This is a genomic window from Pseudoduganella namucuonensis (genome assembly GCF_900116645.1).
Lineage (GTDB): Bacteria > Pseudomonadota > Gammaproteobacteria > Burkholderiales > Burkholderiaceae_D > Rugamonas > Rugamonas namucuonensis.
In genome coordinates this window covers 340,575-363,388 of sequence record NZ_FPBO01000001.1, presented here as the reverse complement: position 1 = coordinate 363,388, position 22,814 = coordinate 340,575, and the positions used below count along the sequence as shown (strand labels likewise).

Sequence of the window (22,814 nt, the reverse complement as noted above, 5' to 3'; positions counted from 1 at the left end):
GGCTTTCTGGCGGGGTGCCGCCTAGTTGTGGGGCGAACCGGCCACGCGCAGCAATCTGCACGTCTGGCTGAGCGGCTTGGGCATGCGTTCCATTTCCTGCTCCTCCCACACGCCCAGCAACTGGGCGCACACGGAGGCGGCGATGACGGCGGGCGCCTTGTTCGTGATGCCAGCGATGCCGATCGGGCAAACCATGGCGTCGATGCGGCCCTGGTCGAAGCCGCGCGCCCGCAGGCGGTGCTCGAACTGCATGCGCTTGGTCTTGGAGCCGATCAGGCCGAACCAGTACACGTCGTCGCGCGCCATGATGGCCTCGGTCAGGCGCTGGTCCAGCGCGTGGTTGTGCGTCATCACCAGGTAGCTGCCGTGCGGCGGCGCCTCGGCCACGCAGGCCTCCGGCACTTCGCTGGCCTCCACCGTGACATTGGCGGGGATGTCGGCGGGGAACATGTCCTCGCGCTCGTCGACCCAGGTGACGGTGCACGGCAGCTCGGCCAGCGCGCGCACGATGGCGGCGCCGACGTGGCCGGCGCCGAACAGCGTCAGGTGGGCGCGCGGCGCCAGGCAGGGATCGACCAGCCAGCGGCGGCCGGATGCGTCGGTCGCCAAGTGGGCGGCCTGCTTTCGGTCGAAGGCGGGGGCGCCGAAGTCGGCCACCGTGAGCGGCTTGCCGTGGCCGTCGAACAGGGCGACGGCGGCGGGGCCGTCCAACGCGGTCACGCGCCAGCAGTCCTCGCGGCGGCGCGCGCGCAATTCGGCCAGCACGGGCGCCAGGCGCGCGTCGACGCGTTCGAACAGCAGGTAGACCACGCCACCGCAGCACTGGCCCAGGCTGGGGCCGAGGGCGAAGCGCTCGTAGCGCACGGCGGGGCCGTTGAGCATCTCGCGGGCGATGTCGATGGCGCGCATTTCCAGGTGGCCGCCGCCGATGGTGTCGAATTCGTGTTCGGCCGTCACCAGCATCTTGGCGCCGGCTTCGCGGGGGCCGGAGCCCTCCACTTTCGCCACGGTGATCAGCACTGCGGGTGCGGCGGGGTCGGTCAGCCAGTCTATCATTTTTGTCTCTCTTCAAACCCTAAGGCAGAATCCGGGGTCAGACCCTTGGGGGTCTGACCCCGGGTGTGCGCCCCTGGTTTTTGTACGTGTTATCGGCTCGCTTCGATGGCGGTGATCGCCTTCAATATCGCCTCGCTGGTGGCGGGCGCCTGCAGCGGCGGGTTCACCTTGTGTCCGGCCACCGCGGAGATCGCGTCGCGGATGGCGAAGAACACCGAGAACGGCAGCAGCAGCGGCGGCTCGCCCACCGCCTTGGAGCGGTGGATGCTGTCCTCCACGTTGCGGTTCTTGAACAGGGCCGCGCGGAAGTCCTCCGGGCAGTCGGACACGCCGGGTATCTTGTAGGTGGACGGCGCGTGCGTCATCAGCTTGCCGCCCGCGTTCCACCACAGCTCCTCGGTGGTGAGCCAGCCCATGCCCTGGATGAAGGCGCCCTCCACCTGGCCCAGGTCGATGGCAGGGTTCAGCGAATCGCCGGCGTCGTACAGCGCGTCCGCGCGCAGCAGCTTCCATTCGCCGGTCAAGGTGTCGACCGCCACCTCGGACACGGCGGCGCCGTAGGCGTAGTAGGAGAAGGGATGGCCGGTCATGGCCTTCGGATCCCAGTGCAGGTGCGGCGTGGCGTAGTAACCGTCGGACCACAGCTGCACGCGCGCCAGGTAGGCCTTCTGCACCAGTTCCGCGAACGGGATGGCGTGGCCGTTCACGTGCACGGTGTCGTCATAGAACAGCACCTCTTCGACGGCCGCGGCATCGGCCTCGGAGGCGGCGCCGGACGCGCCGCCGGCCAGCACGCCCGGAACGCCGCCATACAGGCGCAGCGCGTAGGCGGCCAGACGGTCGCGGATCTGGCGGGCGGCGTCCTGCGCTGCCTTGCCGTTCAGGTCCGCGCCGGTGGAAGCGGCGGTGGCGGAGGTGTTGGCGACCTTGCTGGTGTCGGTGGCGGTCACGCGCACGTGGCGCAGGTCGCGCCCCAGTTCATGCGCGACCACCTGCGCCACCTTGGTGTTGATGCCCTGCCCCATTTCCGTGCCGCCGTGGTTGACCAGGATGGAGCCGTCCACGTACACGTGCACCAGCGCGCCGGCCTGGTTCAGGTGCGTGACGTTGAAGGCGATGCCGAACTTGAGCGGCGTGAAGGCCAGGCCCTTCTTGATCACCGGGCTGCCCGCGTTGTAGGCGTCGATCGCCTGGCGGCGCGCGCGGTACTCGCTGCTCTCCTCCAGCTGGTCGCACAGCTCGTGGATCACATTGTCGACGATGACCTGGCCGTAGGGCGTGACGTTGCGCTCGTCCTTGCCGTAGAAGTTCAGCTTGCGGATGTCGTAGGCATCCCGCCCCAGCTCGCGCGCGATCTCGTCGACGATGTATTCGATGGCGATCGCGCCCTGCGGGCCGCCGAAGCCGCGGAAGGCGGTGTTCGATTGCGTGTTGGTCTTGCCGCAGGCGGCGCGGATGTCGACGTCGCTCAGGTAGTAGGTGTTGTCGAAGTGGCAGACGGCGCGCGTGGCGACGGGGCCGGACAGGTCGGCCGAATAGCCGGCGCGCGACACCATGTCCACCTTGGCGGCGACGATCCTGCCGTCGTCGCCGTAGCCCACCTCGTACTCGTACCAGAAGCAGTGGCGCTTGCCGGTCACCATCATGTCGTCGTCGCGGTCGGCGCGCAGCTTGACGGGGCGGTTGGTCTTCTTCGCCGCGATGGCGGCGGCGGCGGCCCACAGCGCGGACTGCGATTCCTTGCCGCCGAAGCCCCCGCCCATGCGGCGGCATTCGACCAGCACATGGTGCGAATGCAGCTTCAAGGCGTGCGCGATCACGTGCTGCATCTCGCTCGGGTGCTGGGTCGAGCAGTAGACGTGCATGCCGTCCGCCTCTCTCGGGATGGCGTAGGCGATCTGGCCTTCCAGGTAGAACTGCTCCTGGCCGCCCACGTACAGCGTGCCTTTCAGCTTGCGCGGCGCGCGCTCGAACGCGGCCTGGCAATCGCCGCGCCGCAAGTGCATGGGCGGCAGCACATACGATTTCGCGGCGTGCGCGGCCTGCGGCGTCAGGATGGCGGGCAGCTCCTCGTAGGTGACCTGAGCGCGGCGCGCGGCGCGGCGGGCGTTGTCGTGCGAGTCCGCCACCACCACGAAGATGGGCTGGCCCACGTATTCCACCTTGCCATCGGCGAAGATGGGGTCGTCGTGGATGATGGGGCCGCAGTCGTTGGTGCCGGGGATGTCCCTGGCGGTGTACACCGCCACCACGCCGGGCGAGGCCAGCACCTGCGCGAAGTCGATGGCGGTGATGTTGGCGTGCGGCTTGGACGAGGTGCCCAGCGCGGCGTGCAGGGTGCCGCGCAATTCGGGGATGTCGTCGGTGTAGGTGGCCTGGCCCAGCACGTGCAGCTCGGCCGATTCGTGCGGACGGCCGACACCCACGCCGGTCCACGCCATGGCTTTCAGTTCGGTTGCGCCGGGATGGTTCATGGCGGGTCCTTTCAGGCGCGGCAAGGGGTGGCGGCGAACGCGTTGACGGCGCTGGCCGCGAGCGGCGCGTCAACCCGGGTTTCGAACCAGTAGCGGCGCAGCAGGTTCTGCGCCGTTTTCATGCGGTACTCGCTGGAGGCGCGCATGTCGCTCAGCGGCTGGTAGTCCCGCGCCAGCGCGGCCATCGCGGCGGCCAGGTTGGCCTCGTCCCAGGCCTTGCCGTTCAACGCGGCTTCGGCCAGCGGCGCGCGCCTGGGCGTGGCGGCCATGCCGCCGAAGGCGATGCGAGCCTCCTTCACGGTGCCGCCGTCCAGCGTGAACGCGAACGCGGCGCAGACGGCGGAGATGTCCTGGTCGAAGCGCTTGGCCAGCTTGTAGGTGCGGAATTGCACGCCGGCGCGCGGCAGCGGCACGCGCACGGCCTCGACGAATTCGCCGGGCTGCATATCCTTCTTCTGGTAGTCGAGGTAGAACGCCTCCATGGCCAGCACGCGGCGGCCGCCGGCGCCGCGCAGCACCACTTCGCTGCCCAGCGCGATCATCCACGGCATGGAGTCGCCGATGGGCGAGCCGTTGGCGACATTGCCGCCCAGGGTGCCGGCGTTGCGGATGGGGAGCGAGGCGAAGCGCTGCCACATCTCGGACAGCTGTTCGGGGTAGTGGCGGCACACGGCCTCGTAGGCGTCGTTCAGCGAGACGCCGGCGCCGATCTCCAGCATGCCGCCGTCCTCCGTCATTTGCTTCAACGCGTCCACGTGGCCGAGGTAGATGATGTCGTTCAGTTCGCGCATCTGCTTGGTGACCCACAGGCCCACGTCGGTGGAGCCGGCCAGCACCAGCGCCTGCGGGCGGCTGGCGCGCAGCTCGACCAGTTCATCCAGCGTGCGGGGCGCGTGGAAGTGGCGCCCGCCCACGCTGTAGGTGGCCAGCTTGTCGCGCTTGAGCGCTTGCAACTGCTGAACCACGGCCTCGCGGTCGAATTCGACCTTGGGCAGTTCCGTCATGCGCCGGGCCGCCTCGATGATGGGACGGTAGCCGGTGCAGCGGCACAGGTTGCCGGACAGGGCGTCGTCGACCTCCTTGCGGGCGCAGGGCTGGGCGTCGTTTTTGAGGTACATGCCCCACAGCGACATGACGAAACCCGGCGTGCAGAAGCCGCACTGCGAGCCGTGGCATTCGACCATGGCCTGCTGCACGGGATGCAGCGCGCCGTCCGGCTGTTGCAGGTCTTCGACCGTGAACAGGGCCTTGCCGTCGAGGGTGGGGGTGAACTGGATGCAGGAATTGACGGTTTTCAGCTCGACCCGGCCGTCGACCAGGGAGCCGACCACCACGGTGCAGGCGCCGCAGTCGCCTTCGGCGCAGCCTTCCTTGGTGCCGGTGCAGTGCAGGTCTTCGCGCAGATGCTGCAGCACGGTCTGCGTGGGGGACGCGGCGTTCACTTCATGCACGGTCCCGCGATAGTAAAAGTGTATCGGTTCTGACATCGTAACCTCGGCGTTTGTCCCAGGATTCAAGACTATCAGTTCCCTGACTGGGCCCTTATACGATTTCGCTTATCTCGCTCATGCGAAAAAATCCATATGAGGGCCAGGCTGGTTCACTTCATTCTACATAGGCGTGGTTTTGATGCCAGTGCTCGGCGATGTCGATGCGGCGCGTGATCCAGACCTTGTCGTGGCTCTGCACGTAATCGAGGAAGCGCGCCAGCGCGGCGGCCCGGGCCGGACGGCCCACCAGGCGGCAATGCAGGCCGATGGACAGCATCTTCGGCTGGTTCAGGCCGTTCGGGTCGCCCTCGGCGTACAGCGTGTCGAACGCGTCCTTCAGGTAGTCGAAGAACTGGGTGCCGGAATTGAAGCCCTGCATGGCGGCGAAGCGCATGTCGTTGGTGTCCAGCGTGTAGGGCACGATCAGTTGCTGCTTCACAACAGTCAAGCCGCTCGCGTCCTGGTGCTCCACGGGCAGCCAGAACGGCAGGTCGTCGCCGTAGTGGTCGGCGTCGTAGCGGAAGCCGCCATGCTCCATCACCAGCTTGTGGGTGTTGACGGAATCGCGGCCGGTGTACCAGCCCTGCGGCGCGCTGCCGGTCAGCTCCTTGATGATCTCGACCGCCTCCTTCATGTGGGCGCGCTCGGTGGCCTCGTCCACGTTCTGGTAGGAGATCCAGCGCAGGCCGTGGCAGGCGATCTCGTGGTTCAGCTCCAGGAAGGCGGCCACCGCCTCGGGATTGCGCTTGAGCGCCATCGACACGCCGAAGATGGTCAGCGGCAGCTTGCGGTCCTCGAACATGCGCAGCAGCCGCCACAGGCCGGCGCGGGAACCGTACTCGTAGATGGTTTCCATGCTCAGGTGGCGCGCCGGGAAGGCGGCCGCGCCGATGATCTCGGACAGGAAGGTTTCCGAGGCCGGATCGCCGTGCAGCACGTTGTTTTCGCCGCCCTCTTCATAGTTGAGCACGAACTGCAGCGCCACGCGGGCGCCGTTCGGCCATTGCGGGTGCGGCGGGGTGCGGCCGTAGCCGATCATGTCGCGCGGGTAGTTGTCGTAAGTGCTCATCGTCTGGTTTCGTTTATCACTGGCGGAGGAATGCATTAAACCAATAATATATGGCGTGGCCGACATCGGTATAGGTTTCCTGCGATAACGGCCCTCTCTCAACCTATATAGGACCAGACCATGGGCAAGCTAAGCACCCACGTGCTCGACACCACCGCCGGCAAGCCGGGCGCCGGCGTGAAGGTGGCGCTGTACGAGATCCAGCCGGCGGGCCGCGTGCTGCTGAAGGAGGATGTGACCAACGCCGACGGACGCTGCGCCGCGCCGCTGCTGGAGGGCGGCACCATGCGGGCCGGGCGCTACGAACTGGTGTTCGGCGCCGGCGACTACTTCGCCGCGCAGGGCGCCGCCCTGCCCTCGCCGCGCTTCATCGACGAGGTGACGATCGCCTTCGGCATCGCGGACCCGGCGCAGAACTACCACGTGCCGCTGGTGGTGTCGCCGTGGGCCTACTCGACCTATCGCGGCAGCTGAGGCCGGCGGCCTGTCAACGCCGCCGCGACGGCGCACGTTAACAAGACGGAAGATTATCGTATAGTAATCACGCAGCACCCTCCACCCACATTAGGATACGCCATGAAAAAACTGATCGCCGTATTTGCCGCCCTTGGTTTCGCCGCCGCCGCCCATGCCGCGCCCGAGGCGGCGTCCGCGCCGAAGAACTCGCAGCAATCCAAGATGGCGACCTGCAACACCGAGGCCGCCGGCAAGAAAGGCGACGAGCGCAAGGCCTTCATGAAGGAGTGCCTGAGCGCCAAACCCGCCGCGCCGGTCACGCAGCAGGACAAGATGAAGACCTGCAACGCCGACGCGGCCGGCAAGAAAGGCGACGAGCGCAAGGCCTTCATGAAGGAATGCCTGAGCGCGAAGAAGTAAGCCGCCGGCTCAAAACCGGGGACAGGCCGCCGCGCCACGGGCCTTCACAGAGGGCAAGCGCCGTGGAACGCGGGTCTGTCCCCCATGGCCACGATCAAGGCCGGGTGCCGGCCGGCAACACCGTCAGCACAACGGGGTTCTGGTAGGCCCCGATATCGAGCTTCGCTCCCACCGGCCGCGCCTGCGAGCCGGCCACGTGCTTGTACTCCATCACCGGCCGCAGCGCCACGCCGGACGGCGCCACGCCCGGCTCGCTGCCGGCGCCCACGATCTGCGCGTTCGCCACCGGATGCAGGTCGTAGGCGGCGCGGTTCACGAAGGCCACGCTGTCCGCCTTGTAATTGGTCTTCAGCACGGCGAAGGTCTGGTTGGTCAGCGTCCCCTTGCCCGAGAACAGGTTGTTCTGTATCAGCGCCGCGTTCTTGACCCGCGACGGCACGCTGACGAACACGCCGTTCGCGCCATCGTTGACGAAGGTGTTGTTGATGAGATACAGCGCGTCGTCCGCGCCGCCGCCCGCCTCGGCGCCGAACGACAGCATGGCGCTGTTTTCGTACGCGGCCGGCTGCTGGATCACATTGCCGATCACATAGGCGATGCCGCCATTGGGCAAGTCCACCTCGTAGCTGGGCTTGCCCACCGACGTGGACCCGGTCTCGCCGGGGCGCAGCGTGGAGAAGCGGTTGTACAGCACGGTGTTGGTCTTGGCGCGCGACTTCAGGTTATGGCCGATATAGGCGTCGTGCGAATAGTTGTAGCGGAACACCAAGCTGCCGATGGCGCCGATGTAGATGCTGTGCGTCATGCCGCTGCCGTCGCCGTTGCGGCCGAATTCGTTGTTTTCAAGCAACATTTGGCTATTCAGGTTCGCGCCGGACAGGATGCCGTTTTCATTATCGTGGAGGAAGCTGTTGCGCAACGTGAAATTCGCGCCCTCGACGCGGAAGGCCGCGCCATTGCGGTCCGGCACCTTGGCGCCGTAGATCTCCACGTTTTCCACCGTCACATTGCTACCGCCCACCACGTACACGCCCTTGCCCTGGGCGTTCTTGCCGCCGGCGTCGATCTTGGGACGGCCGCGCACGCCGCGGATGGTCAGGTTGCTGGGCGCGATATAGCAGACATCGCCGATGTAGGTGGTGTTGCCTTCGATTTCGATGATGTCGCCGGCGCGGGCGGCGGCGATGGCGGCGCAAGGCCGCGCGTAGGTCTTGCCCGGGCCGACCGCCAGCACGGCGGCCAGCGCGGTGGACAGCGGGGCGAGGCACAACAGGGCGGCCAGCGGCGCGCCAGCCAATTGCAAGGTTCTCATGCTGCACTCCTGACGGGGGACGAGGGGAATCTGTTAATCTACGCCTATTCTAGTCGCGAATGCGCGCAAACCGGCCCAAGCCGCTTTGCTTGCACCCCGGCCAAGCTTGCCTTACACTCCACAACTTCCAGGCCGCAACCTAATCCCCATGCCAGCTTCTTCACGGTGACCCATTGGATACCGTTCCCATATGGGCGCAATTCCTTGCGCTCGCTTTCCTGATTCTTTGTTCGGCGTTCTTCGCCATGGCCGAAACCGCGTTGATGGCGGCCAACCGCTTCCGTCTGCGCCACCAGGCCAAGCGCGGCAGCCGGCGCGCGGCCGCCACCCTGTGGCTGCTTGAGCGCACCGACAAGCTGCTGTCGCTGGTGCTGATCGCCAACACACTGATCAACGCCACCGCCATCGCGCTGGTCACCGCCATCGTCATCCACACCTTCGGCTACGACGAGTGGCTGATCGTGGCCTCCACCGCCTGCATGACCTTCCTGCTGGTGGTGTTCGCCGAGATCTCGCCCAAGATGATAGGGGCCACCTACCCGGAACAGATCGCGCTGCCCACCGCCACCATCCTGCGGCCGCTGATGTCGGCCGCCAAGCCCCTGCTGTGGTTCATCAACCTGTTCACCGGCGTGGTGCTGCGCCTGTTCCGCATCCCGATGGGCGCGCCGCTGCGCGACACCCGGATGTCGCCGGAGGAGCTGCGCTCGCTGGTGCTGGAGGGCGGCAACTTCATCCCGCAAAAGCACAAGAGCATCCTGCTCAACCTGTTCGACCTGGAGGCGATCTCGGTGGAGGACGTGATGACGCCGCGCGCCCAGATCGAGGCGCTGGACCTGTCCGACCCGGTGGACGAGATCAAGCGCCAGCTGACCACCTGCTACCACAACAAGCTGCCCGTCTACGAGGGCGAGATCAACCGCATCGCCGGCATCCTGCACGTGCGCAAGGCGATGGCGCTGCTGACCCAGGACGAGGAATTGACCACCGAGCACTTCCGCGCCCTGCTGACCGAACCCTATTTCATCCCGCAGGACACGGGCGTGTTCGCCCAGCTGCAGTACTTCCAGGAAAACAAGGAAAGGCTGGGCATCATCGTCGACGAGTACGGCGAGGTGCAGGGCCTGGTGACGCTGGACGACATCATCGAGGAGATGATAGGCGAGTTCACCACCTCCACCCCGGGCGCGGCGCGCGCCGACAGCTTCGGCTGGACCGAGCTGGGCGAGTGCCTGCTGGAGGGCACCACCGCCTTGCGTGACATCAATAAGCGTCTGGGATTAAACTTCCCCCTGGACGGGCCGAAAACCTTGAACGGGATGCTGCTGGAATATCTGCAGGAAATCCCGGAGGCGGCGATCAGCGTGAAAACCGCCGGTTGCGTGATCGAAGTGGTGCAGGTGCAAAACCAGTCCATCAAAGTCGTGAAATTGATACGTCCGCGCGACTGAGCGCAAGCCAGGCGCGCGCACGATAGGCATCCCGCTTTACAAAAATGATGCCCGCAGGCATCATCCGGTGGTTGGCCCCAGGGCTGGCTATCGATCTTGTAGTTTACCTAACGGCGCGCGCTATGGCTGCAGTCCAACCCAATCCAGTGTCCGGCCCGCCCATGCCCGGCCTGGCCCGGGCATTGATGCAGGCCGGCCGGTTGACGCCGGCGCAGGCGGACGCGCTGCAAAAAAAGTCGCTGGCCGACAAGCTCCCCTTCATCGACACCCTGCTGGCCAGCAACGCCATCCACGCGCGCGACCTGGCGCTGTTCTGTTCCGAAACCTTCGCCTACCCGCTGATGGACCTGCAGGCCTTCAGCGTGGAACAGTTGCCGGCCAAGATCATCGACGCCAGGCTGATGCAGGCGCAGCGCGTGGTGGCGCTGGCCAAGCGCGGCAACAAGATGTCGGTGGCGATTTCCGACCCCACCAACATGCAGGCGCTGGACCAGATCAAGTTCCAGACCGAGTCGTCGGTGGAACCGGTGATCGTGGCCCACGACGCGCTGCTGCAGCTGCTGGCCAACATCAACCGCAGCACCGAGCAGAGCCTGAACGACCTGGCCGGCGACGACCAGGACATCCAGTTCGCCGAGGAGGAGGAAGCCGCCTCGTCCAACGCGGCGGCGGCCGAGGCCGGCGCGGCCGACGTGGAGGACGCGCCCATCGTGCGCTTCCTGAACAAGATGCTGATGGACGCCGTCAACCTGGGCGCCTCCGACCTGCATTTCGAGCCCTTCGAGAAGTTTTACCGCATCCGCTTCCGGGTGGACGGCGTGCTGATGGAGCACGCGCAGCCGCCCGTGTCCATCAAGGAAAAACTGGTGTCGCGCATCAAGGTGCTGGCCAAGCTGGACATCTCGGAGAAGCGCGTGCCGCAGGACGGCCGCATGCGCCTGATCGTGTCGCCCACCAAGACCATCGACCTGCGCGTGTCGACCTTGCCCACGCTGTTCGGCGAAAAGACCGTGATGCGTATCCTGGACGCCACGCAGGCGCAGATGGGCATCGACTCGCTGGGCTACGACCCGGACCAGAAGGCGATGCTGATGGACGCCATCCACCGCCCCTACGGCATGGTGCTGGTGACGGGCCCGACCGGATCGGGCAAGACCGTGTCCTTGTATACCTGCCTGAACATCCTGAACAAGCCCGGCATCAACATCTCGACGGCGGAAGACCCGGCCGAGATCAACCTGCCCGGCGTGAACCAGGTCAACGTGAACGACCGCGCCGGCCTGACCTTTCCGGTGGCGCTGAAGTCCTTCCTGCGGCAGGATCCGGACATCATCATGGTGGGCGAGATCCGCGACCTGGAAACGGGCGACATCGCCATCAAGGCGGCGCAGACCGGCCACATGGTGTTTTCCACGCTGCACACCAACGACGCGCCGTCGACCTTGACGCGCTTGATGAACATGGGCGTGGCGCCGTTCAACATCGCCTCGTCGGTGATCTTGATCACGGCGCAGCGGCTGGCGCGGCGGCTATGCACCTGCAAGCAACCGGTGGACATTTCGCGCGACCTGCTGCTCAAGGCCGGCTACAAGGAGGAGGAGCTGGACGGCAGCTGGAAACCCTACGGCCCGGTCGGCTGCGAGCGCTGCAACGGCGGCGGCTACAAGGGCCGGGTCGGCATCTACCAGATCATGCCGATCACGCCGGCCATCGAGGCCATCATCCTGGCGCACGGCAATTCCATGCAGATCGCGGCGCAGTCGGAGGCCGAGGGTGTCAAATCGCTGCGACAGTCCGGGCTGGTGAAAGTGAAAAACGGACTGACCAGCCTCGAAGAAGTGCTAGGCTGCACCAACGAGTAGTAATACGGTAATCGGAAAATCACATTATGGCGACATCGAACGCAAACAGCCCGGTCAAGGAATCCATCTTCGCCTGGGAAGGCAAGGACAAGAGCGGCAAGACCGTGCGGGGCGAGCTGCGCGCCGGCGGCGAGGCGGTGGTCAACGTGACCCTGCGGCGCCAGGGCATCATGGTCACCAAGGTCAAGAAAAAGACCTACCGCGCCGGCAAGAAGGTCACCGACAAGGACATCACGCTGTTCACCCGCCAGCTGGCCACCATGATGAAGGCCGGCGTGCCGCTGCTGCAATCGTTCGACATCGTCGGCAAGGGCCATTCGAACCCCTCGGTGTCCAAGCTGATCCTGGACCTGCGCGCCGACATCGAGACCGGCACCAGCCTGAACCAGGCGTTCCGCAAGTTCCCGCTGTATTTCGACCCGCTGTTCTGCAACCTGGTGGGCGCCGGCGAACAGGCCGGCATCCTGGAGGACCTGCTGACGCGGCTGGCGATCTACAAGGAAAAGACGCTGGCCATGAAGGCCAAGATCAAGTCCGCGCTGACCTACCCGATCTCGATCCTGGCGGTGGCCTTCGTGGTCACGGCCGTCATCATGATCTGGGTGGTGCCGGCGTTCAAGGAGGTGTTCAAGAGCTTCGGCGCCGACCTGCCCGCCCCCACGCTGTTCGTGATGGCGATATCCGAATACTTCGTGCAGTACTGGTGGCTCATCTTCGGCGGCCTGTTCGGCGCGATCTACTTCTTCTTCCAGGCCTGGCAGCGCTCGCCCAAGGTGCAGCGCTTCATGGACGTGCTGCTGCTCAAGCTGCCCGTGTTCGGCGACGTGATCCGCAAGGCCACCATCGCGCGCTGGACGCGCACCCTGTCGACCATGTTCGCGGCCGGCGTGCCGCTGGTGGAATCGCTGGACTCGGTGGGCGGCGCCTCCGGCAACATCCTGTACTACGAGGCCACGCGCCGCATCCAGAACGAGGTCAGCACCGGCACCAGCCTGACGGTGGCCATGCAGAACGCCGACGTGTTCCCCAGCATGGTGACGCAGATGGTGTCCATCGGCGAGGAGTCGGGCGCGCTCGATTCCATGCTGGGCAAGGTGGCCGACTTCTACGAGGAGGAGGTGGACGAGGCGGTGGGCGCCCTGTCCAGCCTGATGGAACCGATGATCATGGTGATCCTGGGCGTGCTGATCGGCGGCCTGGTGGTGGCCATGTACCTGCCGATCTTCAAGCTCGGTTCGGTGGTCTAGCGGCCCGCGGCCGGCCCGCCGGGGCCGGCCCCCTCCCCGCCGTCCCGGCGGCGCGGGGGATCCGGCATGCCGGTGTCGGCGATTTTCAAGGCGCTCACGACATCGACCATTTTCTTCGCGAGATCGGACAACGATTCCGTTGACGCCGCCGACCGTTCCACCAATCCCGAATTTTTTCGCGTCGACTCGTCCATCAGGATGATGGCCTGCTTGACCCGTTCGATGCCGGACGCCTGTTCCTGGCTCGCCAGCGTGATCTCGCCGAGCACGTCGGCGACCCGCCTGGCGCCGCCGACAACGTCCCCCATGGTGCTGCCCGCCAGGTCGACCAGTTCGCATCCCCGGTCCACCTTCTCGATGGAGCGGCTGATCAAGGCCTTGATCGCCTTCGCGGCGGTCGCGCTGCGCTGCGCCAGTTGTCCAACCTCCGACGCCACCACGGCGAAGCCGCGCCCGTGCTGGCCGGCCCGAGCGGCCTCGACCGCCGCGTTCAGGGCGAGGATATTCGTTTGAAACGCGATGCCCTCGATTTCCCCGATGATGTCGCCCATGTGTTTGGCCGACTCGTTGATGGAGCGCATGGTGTCGATCACCTCGCCGATGATCGCGCCATTCCTCTCCGCCACCAGCGAGGCCGACTGGGCCAACTGATCGGCGCGCCGCGCATTGTCGGAGTTGCGCCGGACGGTCAACGCCAACCGCTCCATCGAGAGCGCCGTGGCCCTGAGCGAGCCGGCCTGCTTCTCCGTCCTCTCGGATAAATCCCGGTTGCCATTGGAAATACGCAGCGATTCACCCGCGATGGTGCCGGCGCCCGCGCGCATCTCCCGAACGATGCCGGTCAGGTTGGACATCATCCGTTTCAGCGCCTCGAACAGTTTTCCAGCCTCGTCCCCGCTGGTCGCGTCGAAGCTGGTGGTCAGATCGCCCGCCGCCACGTCCTCCGCCATCCGCACCGCCAAGGCGATGGGCCTGGTGATGGAGTTCACGGTGGCCCAGGCGACGAGCATGCCGGCGCATACCGCGGCCGCGACGACGGACACCATGATCAAGCGGGCGCCGACGAAGATCGCGTTGGCCGCCTCCTGGTCCCTCTTGTTGCGCTCTCTCAGCGCCGAGGAGAACGCCTCGATGCCGGTCAGCCAGCGCGCGTTCGCGGGAATGGCCTCGCTTAACAGGTACTTCACGGCGGAATGCTTGTAGGCCTTGTTCATCTCCAGGAAGTTGTCATTCAGTTCGCCCGCGAGGTCCTTGCCCTCCGAGACCTTGTTCCACAAGGCCTCCCCGGCCAAGAACGCCCGCAGCTGCTGCTCCGCCACGCTGTATTGCCTCCTCGCCAGCACGATCTTCCCGAACTCCTGGTCGGCGGCGTCCGCATCCTCCAGCAGCGCAATGGTCCGGATCACGCGGGACTCGATATGCACCGCGTCGGCCATCCGCTCCAACCGGCTGATATTGGCCATATTCACATCCACCACTTTGCGCATCGCGTCGTTCGTCCTCGACATCGCGTAAATGCCGAATCCGGCCACGGCGACCGACACGGCAAGCAACACGGCATACGTGGCGACCAGGCGTGTTCTGATGGTAAAGCGAGCAAGGTTCATGGCTGTTTCCTAAAATCGGCGCGAAAAACGACAGTGCCCGCGATTCCCTGCGGAGGCGGGCACTGTCCTCGTCGGCGGGGCGGCCGGGCCGCCCGCGCGGTCAATCAGAACGTGTGGTGGATACCCAGGTCGACCGCGGTGCCGCTCGAGCCGGCGCCGGTGCGGCGCGACGCGTCGGTGTAGAGCATGGTGCGCTTGGACAGCGCGTGCCAATAACCCAGCGATGCCTGCCTGCTGGCGCCGGCGTTCTCCGGCTTGACCTGGCCGTAGCCGAGCTTGACCGCGCCGGTGGCGACGGCGATGTCGGCGCCGACCAGCCAGTTGGTGTCATGCACGCGGTTGACGCGCTGGAAGCGCGAGTAGGACGTCAACAGCTTGGCCGCGCCGATCTGGTAGGCGCCGTTCAGGGTCAGGAAGGTGTCCTCGTTGGTCGCGCGCTCGTAGCCCAGCATGGCCGACAGCGGGCCGCCGCCGTAGGTGGCGGCGACCGAGTACGGGTTCGATTTGACGATCGGCACGCCGTTCAGCGGCTCCTTCGAGGCGACCGAGATATTGAGCTGGAAGCCATGCACCACCGGCGTGCTATAGAACACCGCGTTCGAAAAGCGGTTGCCCGACGACGCGGTCGAGGTGTCGGACATGTAGTTGCCGGTGACGGCGTCCAGCGTGCCGACGGTCTGGAAGCCGAAGGGATCGAAGTCCGAGGCCGGATCCTGCACGGCGGTCAGGTCGCGGCCGATCTTGACCGCGCCGAAGGCGCCCGACAGGCCCACCACCGACCGGCCCTGGAACAGGGGGCGCTGGCCGTTGGCCTCGGTGGTGCCGGTGTCGGGCTGGAAACGCGACTCCAGACGGAAGGTGGCTTTCAGCCCGCCGCCCAGGTCCTCGACGCCCTTGAAGCCGAGACGGTTGAAATCGCCCTTGCCCACTTGCAGCGTGCCGCCGCTGTTCTTGATCAGGCCGGCGTCCAGCACGCCGTAAATGGTGACGTTCGATTCCGCCTGGGCCATGCCCGCGCAGGCGGTCAGGACGGCGAGGGCGAGGGCGAGTGCGCTTGTTTTCATTGTGTGTTCCTTCATGGGTGGGTTGGTGCTGCCGATTAAGTGCTGCCGATTAAGTGCTGCTTGATTACCGCCTAGATGCCGCCGACGCACATGTACTTCATGACCAGGTAGTCATCCATGCCGTACTTCGATCCTTCTCGGCCGAGGCCGGACTGCTTGACCCCGCCGAACGGCGCGATCTCGTTGGAGATGAGGCCGGTGTTCACGCCCACCATGCCGGTCTCCAGCCCCTCGGCGACGCGCCACACGCGGCCGACGTCGCGCGTGTAGAAATAGGCGGCCAGGCCGAATTCGGTGTCGTTCGCCAGCGCCAGCGCCTCGGCCTCGGTCCGGAATCGGAACAGCGGCGCCAGCGGGCCGAAGGTCTCCTCCCTGGCGACCAGCATCGCGGGCGTGGCGTCGGCGATCACGGTCGGCTCGAAGAAGCCGTGGCCGAGCGCATGGCGCTTGCCGCCCGCCAGCAGACGGCCGCCCTGGGCGATCGCGTCGGCGACATGCCGCTCCACCTTGCGCACCGCCTTCACGTCGATCATCGGCCCCTGGGTGACGCCGGCCTCCCGGCCGTCGCCCACCGTCAAGCCGGCCACCGCCGCCGCCAGCTTGGCGGCGAAGGCGTCGTAGACGCCGTGCTGCACGTAGATGCGGTTGGCGCACACGCAGGTCTGGCCCGCGTTGCGGAATTTCGCCACCATCGCGCCCTCCACGGCGGCGTCCAGGTCGGCGTCGTCGAACACGATGAAGGGCGCGTTGCCCCCCAGTTCGAGCGACAGCTTCTTGATGGTGGGCGCGCATTGCGCCATCAGCACGCGCCCCACTTCGGTCGAGCCCGTGAAGGACAGCTTGCGCACGTCCGGGTTGGCGGTCATCTCGCCGCCGATGGCGCGCGAGGAACCGGTCAGCACGCTGAACACGCCGGGCGGCACGCCGGCGCGCTCGGCCAGGACGGCCAGCGCCAGCGCCGAGAACGGCGTCGCCTCGGCCGGCTTGACGATCATCGGGCAGCCGGCGGCGAGCGCCGGGCCGGCCTTGCGGGTGATCATCGCGGCCGGGAAGTTCCACGGCGTGATCGCGGCGCACACGCCGACCGGCTCCCTGGTCACGACCAGGCGCTTGTCGGCCCACGGCGAGGCCAGCGTGTCGCCGGCGACGCGCTTGGCCTCCTCGGCGAACCATTCGATGAACGAGGCCGCGTAGGCGACCTCGCCCCTGGCCTCGGCCAGCGGCTTGCCCTGCTCGGCCGTCATGATCAGGGCCAGGTCGGCGGCGTTGGCCAGCATCAGGTCGTGCCAGCGGCGCAGGATGGCGCCGCGCTCCTTGCCGGTCTTGGCGCGCCAGGCCGGGAAGGCGGCCTTGGCGGCGGCGATGGCGCGCGCGGTTTCCGCCGCGCCCATCAAGGGCACCGTGCCCAGCGCGGCGCCGGTGGCGGGATCGCCGACGTCCAGGGTGGCGCCGTCGTCGGCGTCGCACCAGACGCCGTTCAAATAGGCGTGCTGACGCAGCAGCGTCGTATCTGCAAGTTGCAACATAAAGTCTCCAGGAAAAAAAGGCGGGGCCGGCAAGCCCCGGGCTGGCAAGGCGGCGCTAGAGGCGGACGGCGGCCTTGTTGCGGCCGCGCAGCCATTCAAGGGTCAACAGCAGGCCGGTCGAGAACACGATCAGGATGGTCGCCAGCGCCGCGATGGTCGGGCTGATGTTTTCGCGGATGCCGGTGAACATCTGGTGCGGCAGGGTCGCCTGGCCGGGGCCGGCCAGGAATTTGGTGATCACCACCTCGTCGAACGAGGTGGCGAAGGCGAACAGCGCGCCCGAGATCAGGCCAGGCGCGATGACCGGCAGCGTGACACGGAAAAACGTCGTCAGCGGCGTGGCGCCCATGCTCAGGCTGGCGCGCACCAGGTTGTGGTTGAAGCCCTGCAGCGTCGCCAGCACGGTGGTGACGACGAACGGCGCGCCGAGCGCGGCGTGCACCAGGATCAGGCCGGTGTAGCTGTCGGTCAGGCCGATCCGCGCGAACAGCAGATAGACGCCGACGCCGACCACCACCACCGGCACCACCATCGGTGAAATCAGCACCGCCATCAGCAGGCCCTTGCCGGCGAAGTCGGCCTTGTTCAGGCCCAGCGCGGCCAGCGTGCCCAGCACGGTGGCGATCAGCGTCGCCAACGGCGCGACGATGAAGCTGTTGCGCGCGGCGCGCATCCACTCCTCCGACTGGAACAGGTTCTGGTACCAGCGCAGCGACAGGCCCGGCATCGGATACGACAGGAAGGTGCTGTCGGAGAACGAGAGCGGGATGATGACCAGGATGGGCAGCATCAGGAACACCAGCACCAGCGTGTTGAAACCGCGCAGCAGGAAAAACCAGGCCCGCTCGGCGAGCGACAGGTAGGGGGGGAACAATGGCAAAGAGGTTTTCATGGGTCGTCCTTACATGCTCACATCGATTTTGGCGAAACGGCGGTACACGCCGTACAACGCCAGGGTGGCGCAGAACAGCAGCGCGCCGAGGGCGCAGGCCATGCCCCAGTTGATCGTCACGTTGGTGAAATAGGCGACGTAGTAGCTGACCATCTGCTCGTTCGGGCCGCCCAGCAGCGCCGGCGTGATGTAGTAGCCAAGCGCCAGGATGAACACCAGCAAGGCGCCGGCGCCGATGCCGGGGTAGGTCTGCGGCACGTACACGCGCCAGAAGGCGGCGAACGGATGGCTGCCGAGCGAGACGGCGGCCCGCACGTAGGTGGGCGGGATCGATTTCATCACGCTGTACAGCGGCAATATCATGAACGGCAGCAGGATGTGGGTCATCGAGATGTACACGCCCAGCCGGTTGAACAGCAGTTCCAGCGGCGCCCGCGTGAGGCCGAGCGCCATCAGCGCCTGGTTGACCAGGCCCTCCGATTGCAGCAGCACGATCCAGGCCGCGATGCGCACCAGGATCGAGGTCCAGAACGGAATCAGCACCAGGATCATCAACAGGTTGGCGCGCCGCTCCGTCATGGTCGACAGCCAGTAGGCCAGCGGATAGGCGGTCAGCAGCGCGCACACGGTGACGACCAGGCTGATCCAGAAGGTGCGGCCGAAGATCTGCGTGTACACCGATTGCTCGGGATCGGCCCGGTAGACGTGGCCGAAGGCGTCCTGCCTCAGGTCGACCGACGCCAGCAGGTAGTGCGGCGAATAGGGCGAAGCGTTCTTGGCGATGACCTGCCAGAACGCCGGCCGGCCCCACTCCTCGTCGAGCGCGACCAGGGCCGGCCTGACGGCGGTCCCGGCCAGCGGCCGGCCCTCGGCGTCCAGCAGCGGCATGGCGCGCATGGTCTTCATGACCACCGAGCGGGCACCCGGCAGCTCGGCGTTGATGCGGCGCGCCAGGGCGCCGCCGGTGTTGTCGCGCCGCGCCGCGTCCAGGTCGGCGGCCAGCGCGGCGTAGGCCGCGTCGGACGGCGCGCCCAGGCGGTCCCATGCCGACAGGGCGGCGACCGTGCGCGGCAGGGTGGCCGCGATCTCGGGATTTTCCACCGCGCGCATCAGCAGCGCGGCGATCGGCACCACGAAGGTGAGCATCAGGAAGATCGCCAGCGGTGCGATCAGGGCCAGGGCCGCGACGCGCTTGCGCAGCAGCGCCCGGTGCAGGTCGCGCTTGAGCCGGGCCGGGGACGCCTCGGCGGGAGGCTGGGAAAGCTGGGCGGCATGGGCCATAGAAGTCATAACGGCGGAAACATCTCGAAAAAGTGAATGGCAAGGCGCGGCAGCGGAGCGCCGCGGGCCAGCGGGGCGCCCCGCTAAGAGGCGCCGGCGCGGCCGCTTACTTGACGGCCCAGGCGGTGAAGCGCTGCTCCAGGTCTTCGCCGTGGTCGGTCCAGAACTTGAGGTTGTTTTGCACCGCGTCCCTGGCGTTGGCGGCCGAGGTCGGCAAGCCCGCCAGGGTTTTCGCGTCCAGCAGCTTGAGCGCGCCGATGTTGGTCGGGCCGTAGGCGATCCGGCCGGCGTAGTTCTTCTGCGCTTCCGGCGTGCTGGCGAAGGCGATGAATTTCTCGGCCGCGTCCTTGTTCGGCGTGCCTTTCGGGATCACCCAGTAGTCGAGGTCGTAGATGCTGCCGGCCCAGCTCACTTGCAGGTTCTTGCCCTCGCGCTGGGCCGAGTCGATGCGGCCGTTGTAGGCGGTCGACATCACGACATCGCCGGCGACCAGGAACTGCGGCGGCTGCGCGCCGGCTTCCCACCACTGGATGTGCGGCCGCAGCTGCTCGAGCTTCTTGAAGGCGCGATCGACGCCGGCCTTGGTCGACAGCGCCTTGTAGACGTCCCTGGTCGGCACGCCGTCGGCCATCAGGGCGAATTCGAGGTTGTAGCGGGCGCCCTTGCGCATGCCGCGCTTGCCGGGGAACTTGGCCACGTTCCAGAAATCGGCCCAGCTCGCCGGCGCCGTCTTGAGCTTGTCGGCGTTGTAGGCCAGCACGGTCGACCAGACGAAGGCGCCGACCCCGCACTCGTGCACCGCCTCCGGCATGAAGTCGGCCTTCCTGCCGATCTTGCCCAGGTCGATCTTCTCGATCAAGCCCTCCTCGCAGGCGCGGCCGACCAGGCCCGACTCCACCTCGACCACGTCCCAGGTGACGTTTTTGGCCTCGACCATGGCCTTGATCTTCGCCAGTTCGCCGTTGTACTCGGCCATGACCACCTTGCCGCCGGTCTTCTGGAACGGCTCGATGTACGCCGCCTTCTGCGCCGCGCCGTTGGCGCCGCCGAAGTTGACCAGCGTGATATCGGCGTGCGCGAAACCGGCCGCCAGGGCGGTGCTCATCAAGACAGGGGTAATCAGCTTTTTCATTTCAGTCCTTCGATAGGTGGGGAATGGGACAACGGTTAAATGAAGACGCGCAGGTGCGCGGGATCGAGTTCGAGCCTGGCCAGCGTCCCCTCGGACAGGCCGGGCAAGGCGGGATCCTGCAAGGTCAGCTTGACGAAGCATTCGTCGCCGTCCGGCAACGCGCAGCGCACGCGCACGTGGTCGCCGAAGTACATCAGGCTGGTGACGGCGACGGCGACCCCGTTGGCGGCCGGCGCGTCGCGCGCCACCAGCCGGATGCGCTCGGGCCGGATGCAGCCGACCGCCGCGTGGCCGGCGGCCAGGCGGTCCACGTTCACGCCCGCCAGCAGCGAACCGTCGCGCAGGCGCAGGCGGCAGCCGCCGCCCTCGGGCGCCTCGATCACGCCGCGGAAGCGGTTGTTGTCGCCGATGAAGCCGGCCACGAACTGGTTGTCGGGTATTTCATACAGGCGGTCGACCGGCGCCAGTTGCTGGATGACGCCGTGTTCGAACACGGCGACCCGGTCCGACATGGTCAGCGCTTCGCTCTGGTCGTGCGTCACGTAGACGAAGGTGACGCCCAGGCGCTGGTGCAAGTCCTTCAGTTCGATCTGCATGCGCTCGCGCAGCTGCTTGTCCAGTGCGCCGAGCGGCTCGTCCATCAGCACCAGCTTCGGATCGAACACCAGCGCCCGCGCCAGGGCGATGCGCTGCTGCTGGCCGCCGGACAACTGGGCCGGATAGCGGTCGGCGAAGCGGCCCATCTGCACCATGTCGAGGGCGCGCTTGACCTTCTCGGCGCGCGCGCCAGCATCGACCTTGCGCACCTGCAGCGGGTAGGCCACGTTCTGGCCCACCGTCATGTGCGGGAACAGCGCATAGTTCTGAAACACCATGCCGATGTCGCGCTTGTGCGGCGGCACCTTGTTGAGCAGCTTGCCGTCCAGGCGGATCTCGCCGCCGGTGGGAAACTCGAATCCGGCCAACATCATCAGGCAGGTGGTTTTGCCGGACCCCGAAGGGCCGAGCAAGGTGAGGAACTCGCCACGCTCGATGTTCAGGTCGAGGCTTTTGACGACCAGGTTTTCACCGTCGTATGTTTTTTGCACGCCCCGAAACTCCACCAGAGTGTCGCGCTTGGCCGTTGTGCTTTCCAAAATTTCTTCTCCACTTTGTCAATATGCCGGCCGGCGGGCCGGCGGAACACGGTCACTCGCCCCGCAGCGCGTCGGCCAGGATCGCCATGCCCTCCTCCATCACGGCATCCTCTATCGTCAGCGGGAACAGGAAGCGCACCACGTTGCCGTAGGAGCCGCAGGTGAGCAGAATCAGGCCCCGGGCCAGCGCGCGCGCCTGGACCCGCCTGGTGAACTCCGGGTCCGGCGCGCCGCTGCCGGGATTGGCGAACTCCACCGCCACCATCGCGCCCAGGCCGCGCACGTCGGCGATCCGCGGCACCGCCTCGCGCAAGCCGTTCAGGCGCTCCTTCAGGCGCCGGCCCAGCACGTTGGCACGCTCGACCAGGTTCTCGTCGCGGATCACGTCCAGCACCGCCAACGCGGAGGCGACCGCCAGCGGGTTGCCGGCGTAGGTGCCGCCCAGGCCGCCCGGCAAGGGCGCGTCCATGATCTCGGCGCGGCCGATCAGGGCCGACAGCGGCATGCCGCCGGCCAGGCTCTTGGCCACCGTCATCAGGTCCGGCACCACGCCGAAGTGCTCGGTGGCGAACAGTTTGCCGGTGCGGGCGAAGCCGGTTTGCACCTCGTCCACGATCAGCAGGATGCCGTGCTCGTCGCACAGCGCGCGCAGCGCCAGCATGAAGTCCGCCGGCGCCGCGTAAAAGCCCCCCTCGCCCTGGACCGGCTCCAATATGATGGCGGCCACGCGCTTCGGATCGACGTCGGCCTTGAACAGCGACTGCAGCGCGGCCAGCGACGCGTCGCCGCTGACGCCGTGCAGTTCAACCGGGTACGGCACGTGATAGACCTCCCCCGGGAACGGCCCGAAGCCGACCTTGTAGGGCACCACCTTGCCGGTCAGCGCCATGCCCATCATGGTGCGGCCGTGGAAGCCGCCCGTGAAGGCGACCACGGCGGAGCGGCCGGTGGCGGCGCGCGCCACCTTGACCGCGTTTTCCACCGCCTCGGCGCCGGTCGAGAACAGCGCGGTCTTCTTGGCGTGCCCGCCCGGGGTCAGCGCGTTCAGGCGCTCGGCCAGTTCGACGTAGCCCTCGTACGGCACCACCTGGTAGCAGGTGTGGGTGAACTTGGCCATTTGCCCTTCGATGGCGGCGAGCAGCCTGGGATGGCAGTGGCCGGTGTTGAGGACGGCGATGCCGGCCGCGAAATCGATGTAGCGGCGGTTTTCCACGTCCCAGATCTCGGCGTTGCGGGCACGCCCGGCGTAGAACTGGCACATGACGCCGACGCCGCGCGGGGTGGCGGCCTCTTTCCTTTGTTGCAACTTCGCATTCGTCATACATTCACCTCGAAATTT

Annotated in this window: 18 protein-coding genes; 5 read left to right on the top strand and 13 right to left on the bottom strand. The window is 66.8% G+C overall.

Annotated features, from left to right (window positions below):
* Window positions 1–21 precede the first annotated feature (21 nt).
* The 4 genes from xdhC to puuE form a co-directional block, all read right to left on the bottom strand.
* Window positions 22–1,056, bottom strand: coding sequence for a xanthine dehydrogenase accessory protein XdhC (xdhC, locus tag BM436_RS01590; protein WP_093552765.1), 1,035 nt, complete (start codon window positions 1,054–1,056; stop codon window positions 22–24).
* Between the two features lie 89 nt (window positions 1,057–1,145).
* Window positions 1,146–3,530, bottom strand: a complete 2,385-nt coding sequence (gene xdhB / locus BM436_RS01585; RefSeq protein WP_093552763.1) for a xanthine dehydrogenase molybdopterin binding subunit — start codon at window positions 3,528–3,530, stop codon at window positions 1,146–1,148.
* Window positions 3,531–3,541: 11 nt separating this feature from the next.
* Complete coding sequence (gene xdhA, locus BM436_RS01580) at window positions 3,542–5,017, bottom strand: xanthine dehydrogenase small subunit (protein ID WP_093552761.1); 1,476 nt, start codon at window positions 5,015–5,017, stop codon at window positions 3,542–3,544.
* A gap of 118 nt (window positions 5,018–5,135) precedes the next feature.
* The gene (puuE, locus tag BM436_RS01575) at window positions 5,136–6,089 is read right to left on the bottom strand and encodes an allantoinase PuuE (protein ID WP_093552759.1); all 954 of its coding nucleotides are present in this window, start codon (window positions 6,087–6,089) and stop codon (window positions 5,136–5,138) included.
* Window positions 6,090–6,209: 120 nt separating this feature from the next.
* Between puuE and uraH the strand changes: the two genes are divergently transcribed.
* Entirely contained in the window at window positions 6,210–6,563 is a 354-nt protein-coding gene (uraH, locus tag BM436_RS01570; RefSeq protein WP_093552757.1) for a hydroxyisourate hydrolase, read from the top strand.
* Window positions 6,564–6,665: 102 nt separating this feature from the next.
* Window positions 6,666–6,965, top strand: a complete 300-nt coding sequence (locus tag BM436_RS01565) for a PsiF family protein (protein WP_093552755.1) — start codon at window positions 6,666–6,668, stop codon at window positions 6,963–6,965.
* A 94-nt stretch (window positions 6,966–7,059) separates the two neighbouring features.
* Here BM436_RS01565 and BM436_RS01560 read toward each other — a convergent pair whose 3' ends face one another.
* The gene (locus BM436_RS01560; protein WP_093552753.1) at window positions 7,060–8,277 is read right to left on the bottom strand and encodes a right-handed parallel beta-helix repeat-containing protein; all 1,218 of its coding nucleotides are present in this window, start codon (window positions 8,275–8,277) and stop codon (window positions 7,060–7,062) included.
* 173 nt (window positions 8,278–8,450) lie between these two features.
* Here BM436_RS01560 and BM436_RS01555 point away from each other — a divergent pair, with 173 nt between their 5' ends.
* The 3 genes from BM436_RS01555 to BM436_RS01545 all read left to right on the top strand — a co-directional run bounded on the left by BM436_RS01555 (window position 8,451) and on the right by BM436_RS01545 (window position 12,837).
* Complete coding sequence (locus BM436_RS01555) at window positions 8,451–9,728, top strand: HlyC/CorC family transporter (protein ID WP_093552751.1); 1,278 nt, start codon at window positions 8,451–8,453, stop codon at window positions 9,726–9,728.
* Window positions 9,729–9,850: 122 nt separating this feature from the next.
* Window positions 9,851–11,590 carry a type IV-A pilus assembly ATPase PilB gene (gene pilB, locus BM436_RS01550; RefSeq protein ID WP_093552749.1) on the top strand — a complete coding sequence of 580 codons (1,740 nt, stop codon included), beginning with the start codon at window positions 9,851–9,853 and terminating at the stop codon, window positions 11,588–11,590.
* A 26-nt stretch (window positions 11,591–11,616) separates the two neighbouring features.
* Window positions 11,617–12,837 (top strand): type II secretion system F family protein, encoded by a 1,221-nt coding sequence (locus tag BM436_RS01545; RefSeq protein WP_093552747.1) that lies wholly within the window; start codon window positions 11,617–11,619, stop codon window positions 12,835–12,837.
* Here the strand turns inward: BM436_RS01545 and BM436_RS01540 are convergent.
* From BM436_RS01540 to gabT, 8 genes are all read right to left on the bottom strand, one after another.
* On the bottom strand, window positions 12,834–14,444 hold the full coding sequence (locus BM436_RS01540) for a methyl-accepting chemotaxis protein (RefSeq protein ID WP_093552745.1): 1,611 nt from the start codon (window positions 14,442–14,444) through the stop codon (window positions 12,834–12,836). The two genes, BM436_RS01545 and BM436_RS01540, sit on opposite strands and share 4 nt — an antisense overlap.
* A gap of 104 nt (window positions 14,445–14,548) precedes the next feature.
* Window positions 14,549–15,508: a porin gene (locus BM436_RS01535; protein WP_093552743.1), complete on the bottom strand. Its 960-nt coding sequence runs from the start codon at window positions 15,506–15,508 to the stop codon at window positions 14,549–14,551.
* Between the two features lie 71 nt (window positions 15,509–15,579).
* Entirely contained in the window at window positions 15,580–17,034 is a 1,455-nt protein-coding gene (locus tag BM436_RS01530; protein WP_093552741.1) for an NAD-dependent succinate-semialdehyde dehydrogenase, read from the bottom strand.
* Window positions 17,035–17,089: 55 nt separating this feature from the next.
* On the bottom strand, window positions 17,090–17,926 hold the full coding sequence (locus BM436_RS01525; protein ID WP_093552739.1) for an ABC transporter permease: 837 nt from the start codon (window positions 17,924–17,926) through the stop codon (window positions 17,090–17,092).
* Window positions 17,927–17,935: 9 nt separating this feature from the next.
* The gene (locus tag BM436_RS01520) at window positions 17,936–19,216 is read right to left on the bottom strand and encodes an ABC transporter permease (RefSeq protein WP_093552737.1); all 1,281 of its coding nucleotides are present in this window, start codon (window positions 19,214–19,216) and stop codon (window positions 17,936–17,938) included.
* Window positions 19,217–19,313: 97 nt separating this feature from the next.
* On the bottom strand, window positions 19,314–20,339 hold the full coding sequence (locus tag BM436_RS01515; RefSeq protein ID WP_093552735.1) for an ABC transporter substrate-binding protein: 1,026 nt from the start codon (window positions 20,337–20,339) through the stop codon (window positions 19,314–19,316).
* Window positions 20,340–20,374: 35 nt separating this feature from the next.
* The gene (locus BM436_RS01510; RefSeq protein ID WP_093552733.1) at window positions 20,375–21,475 is read right to left on the bottom strand and encodes an ABC transporter ATP-binding protein; all 1,101 of its coding nucleotides are present in this window, start codon (window positions 21,473–21,475) and stop codon (window positions 20,375–20,377) included.
* Window positions 21,476–21,527: 52 nt separating this feature from the next.
* Window positions 21,528–22,796: a 4-aminobutyrate--2-oxoglutarate transaminase gene (gabT, locus tag BM436_RS01505; RefSeq protein ID WP_093552731.1), complete on the bottom strand. Its 1,269-nt coding sequence runs from the start codon at window positions 22,794–22,796 to the stop codon at window positions 21,528–21,530.
* Window positions 22,797–22,814: the final 18 nt, after the last annotated feature.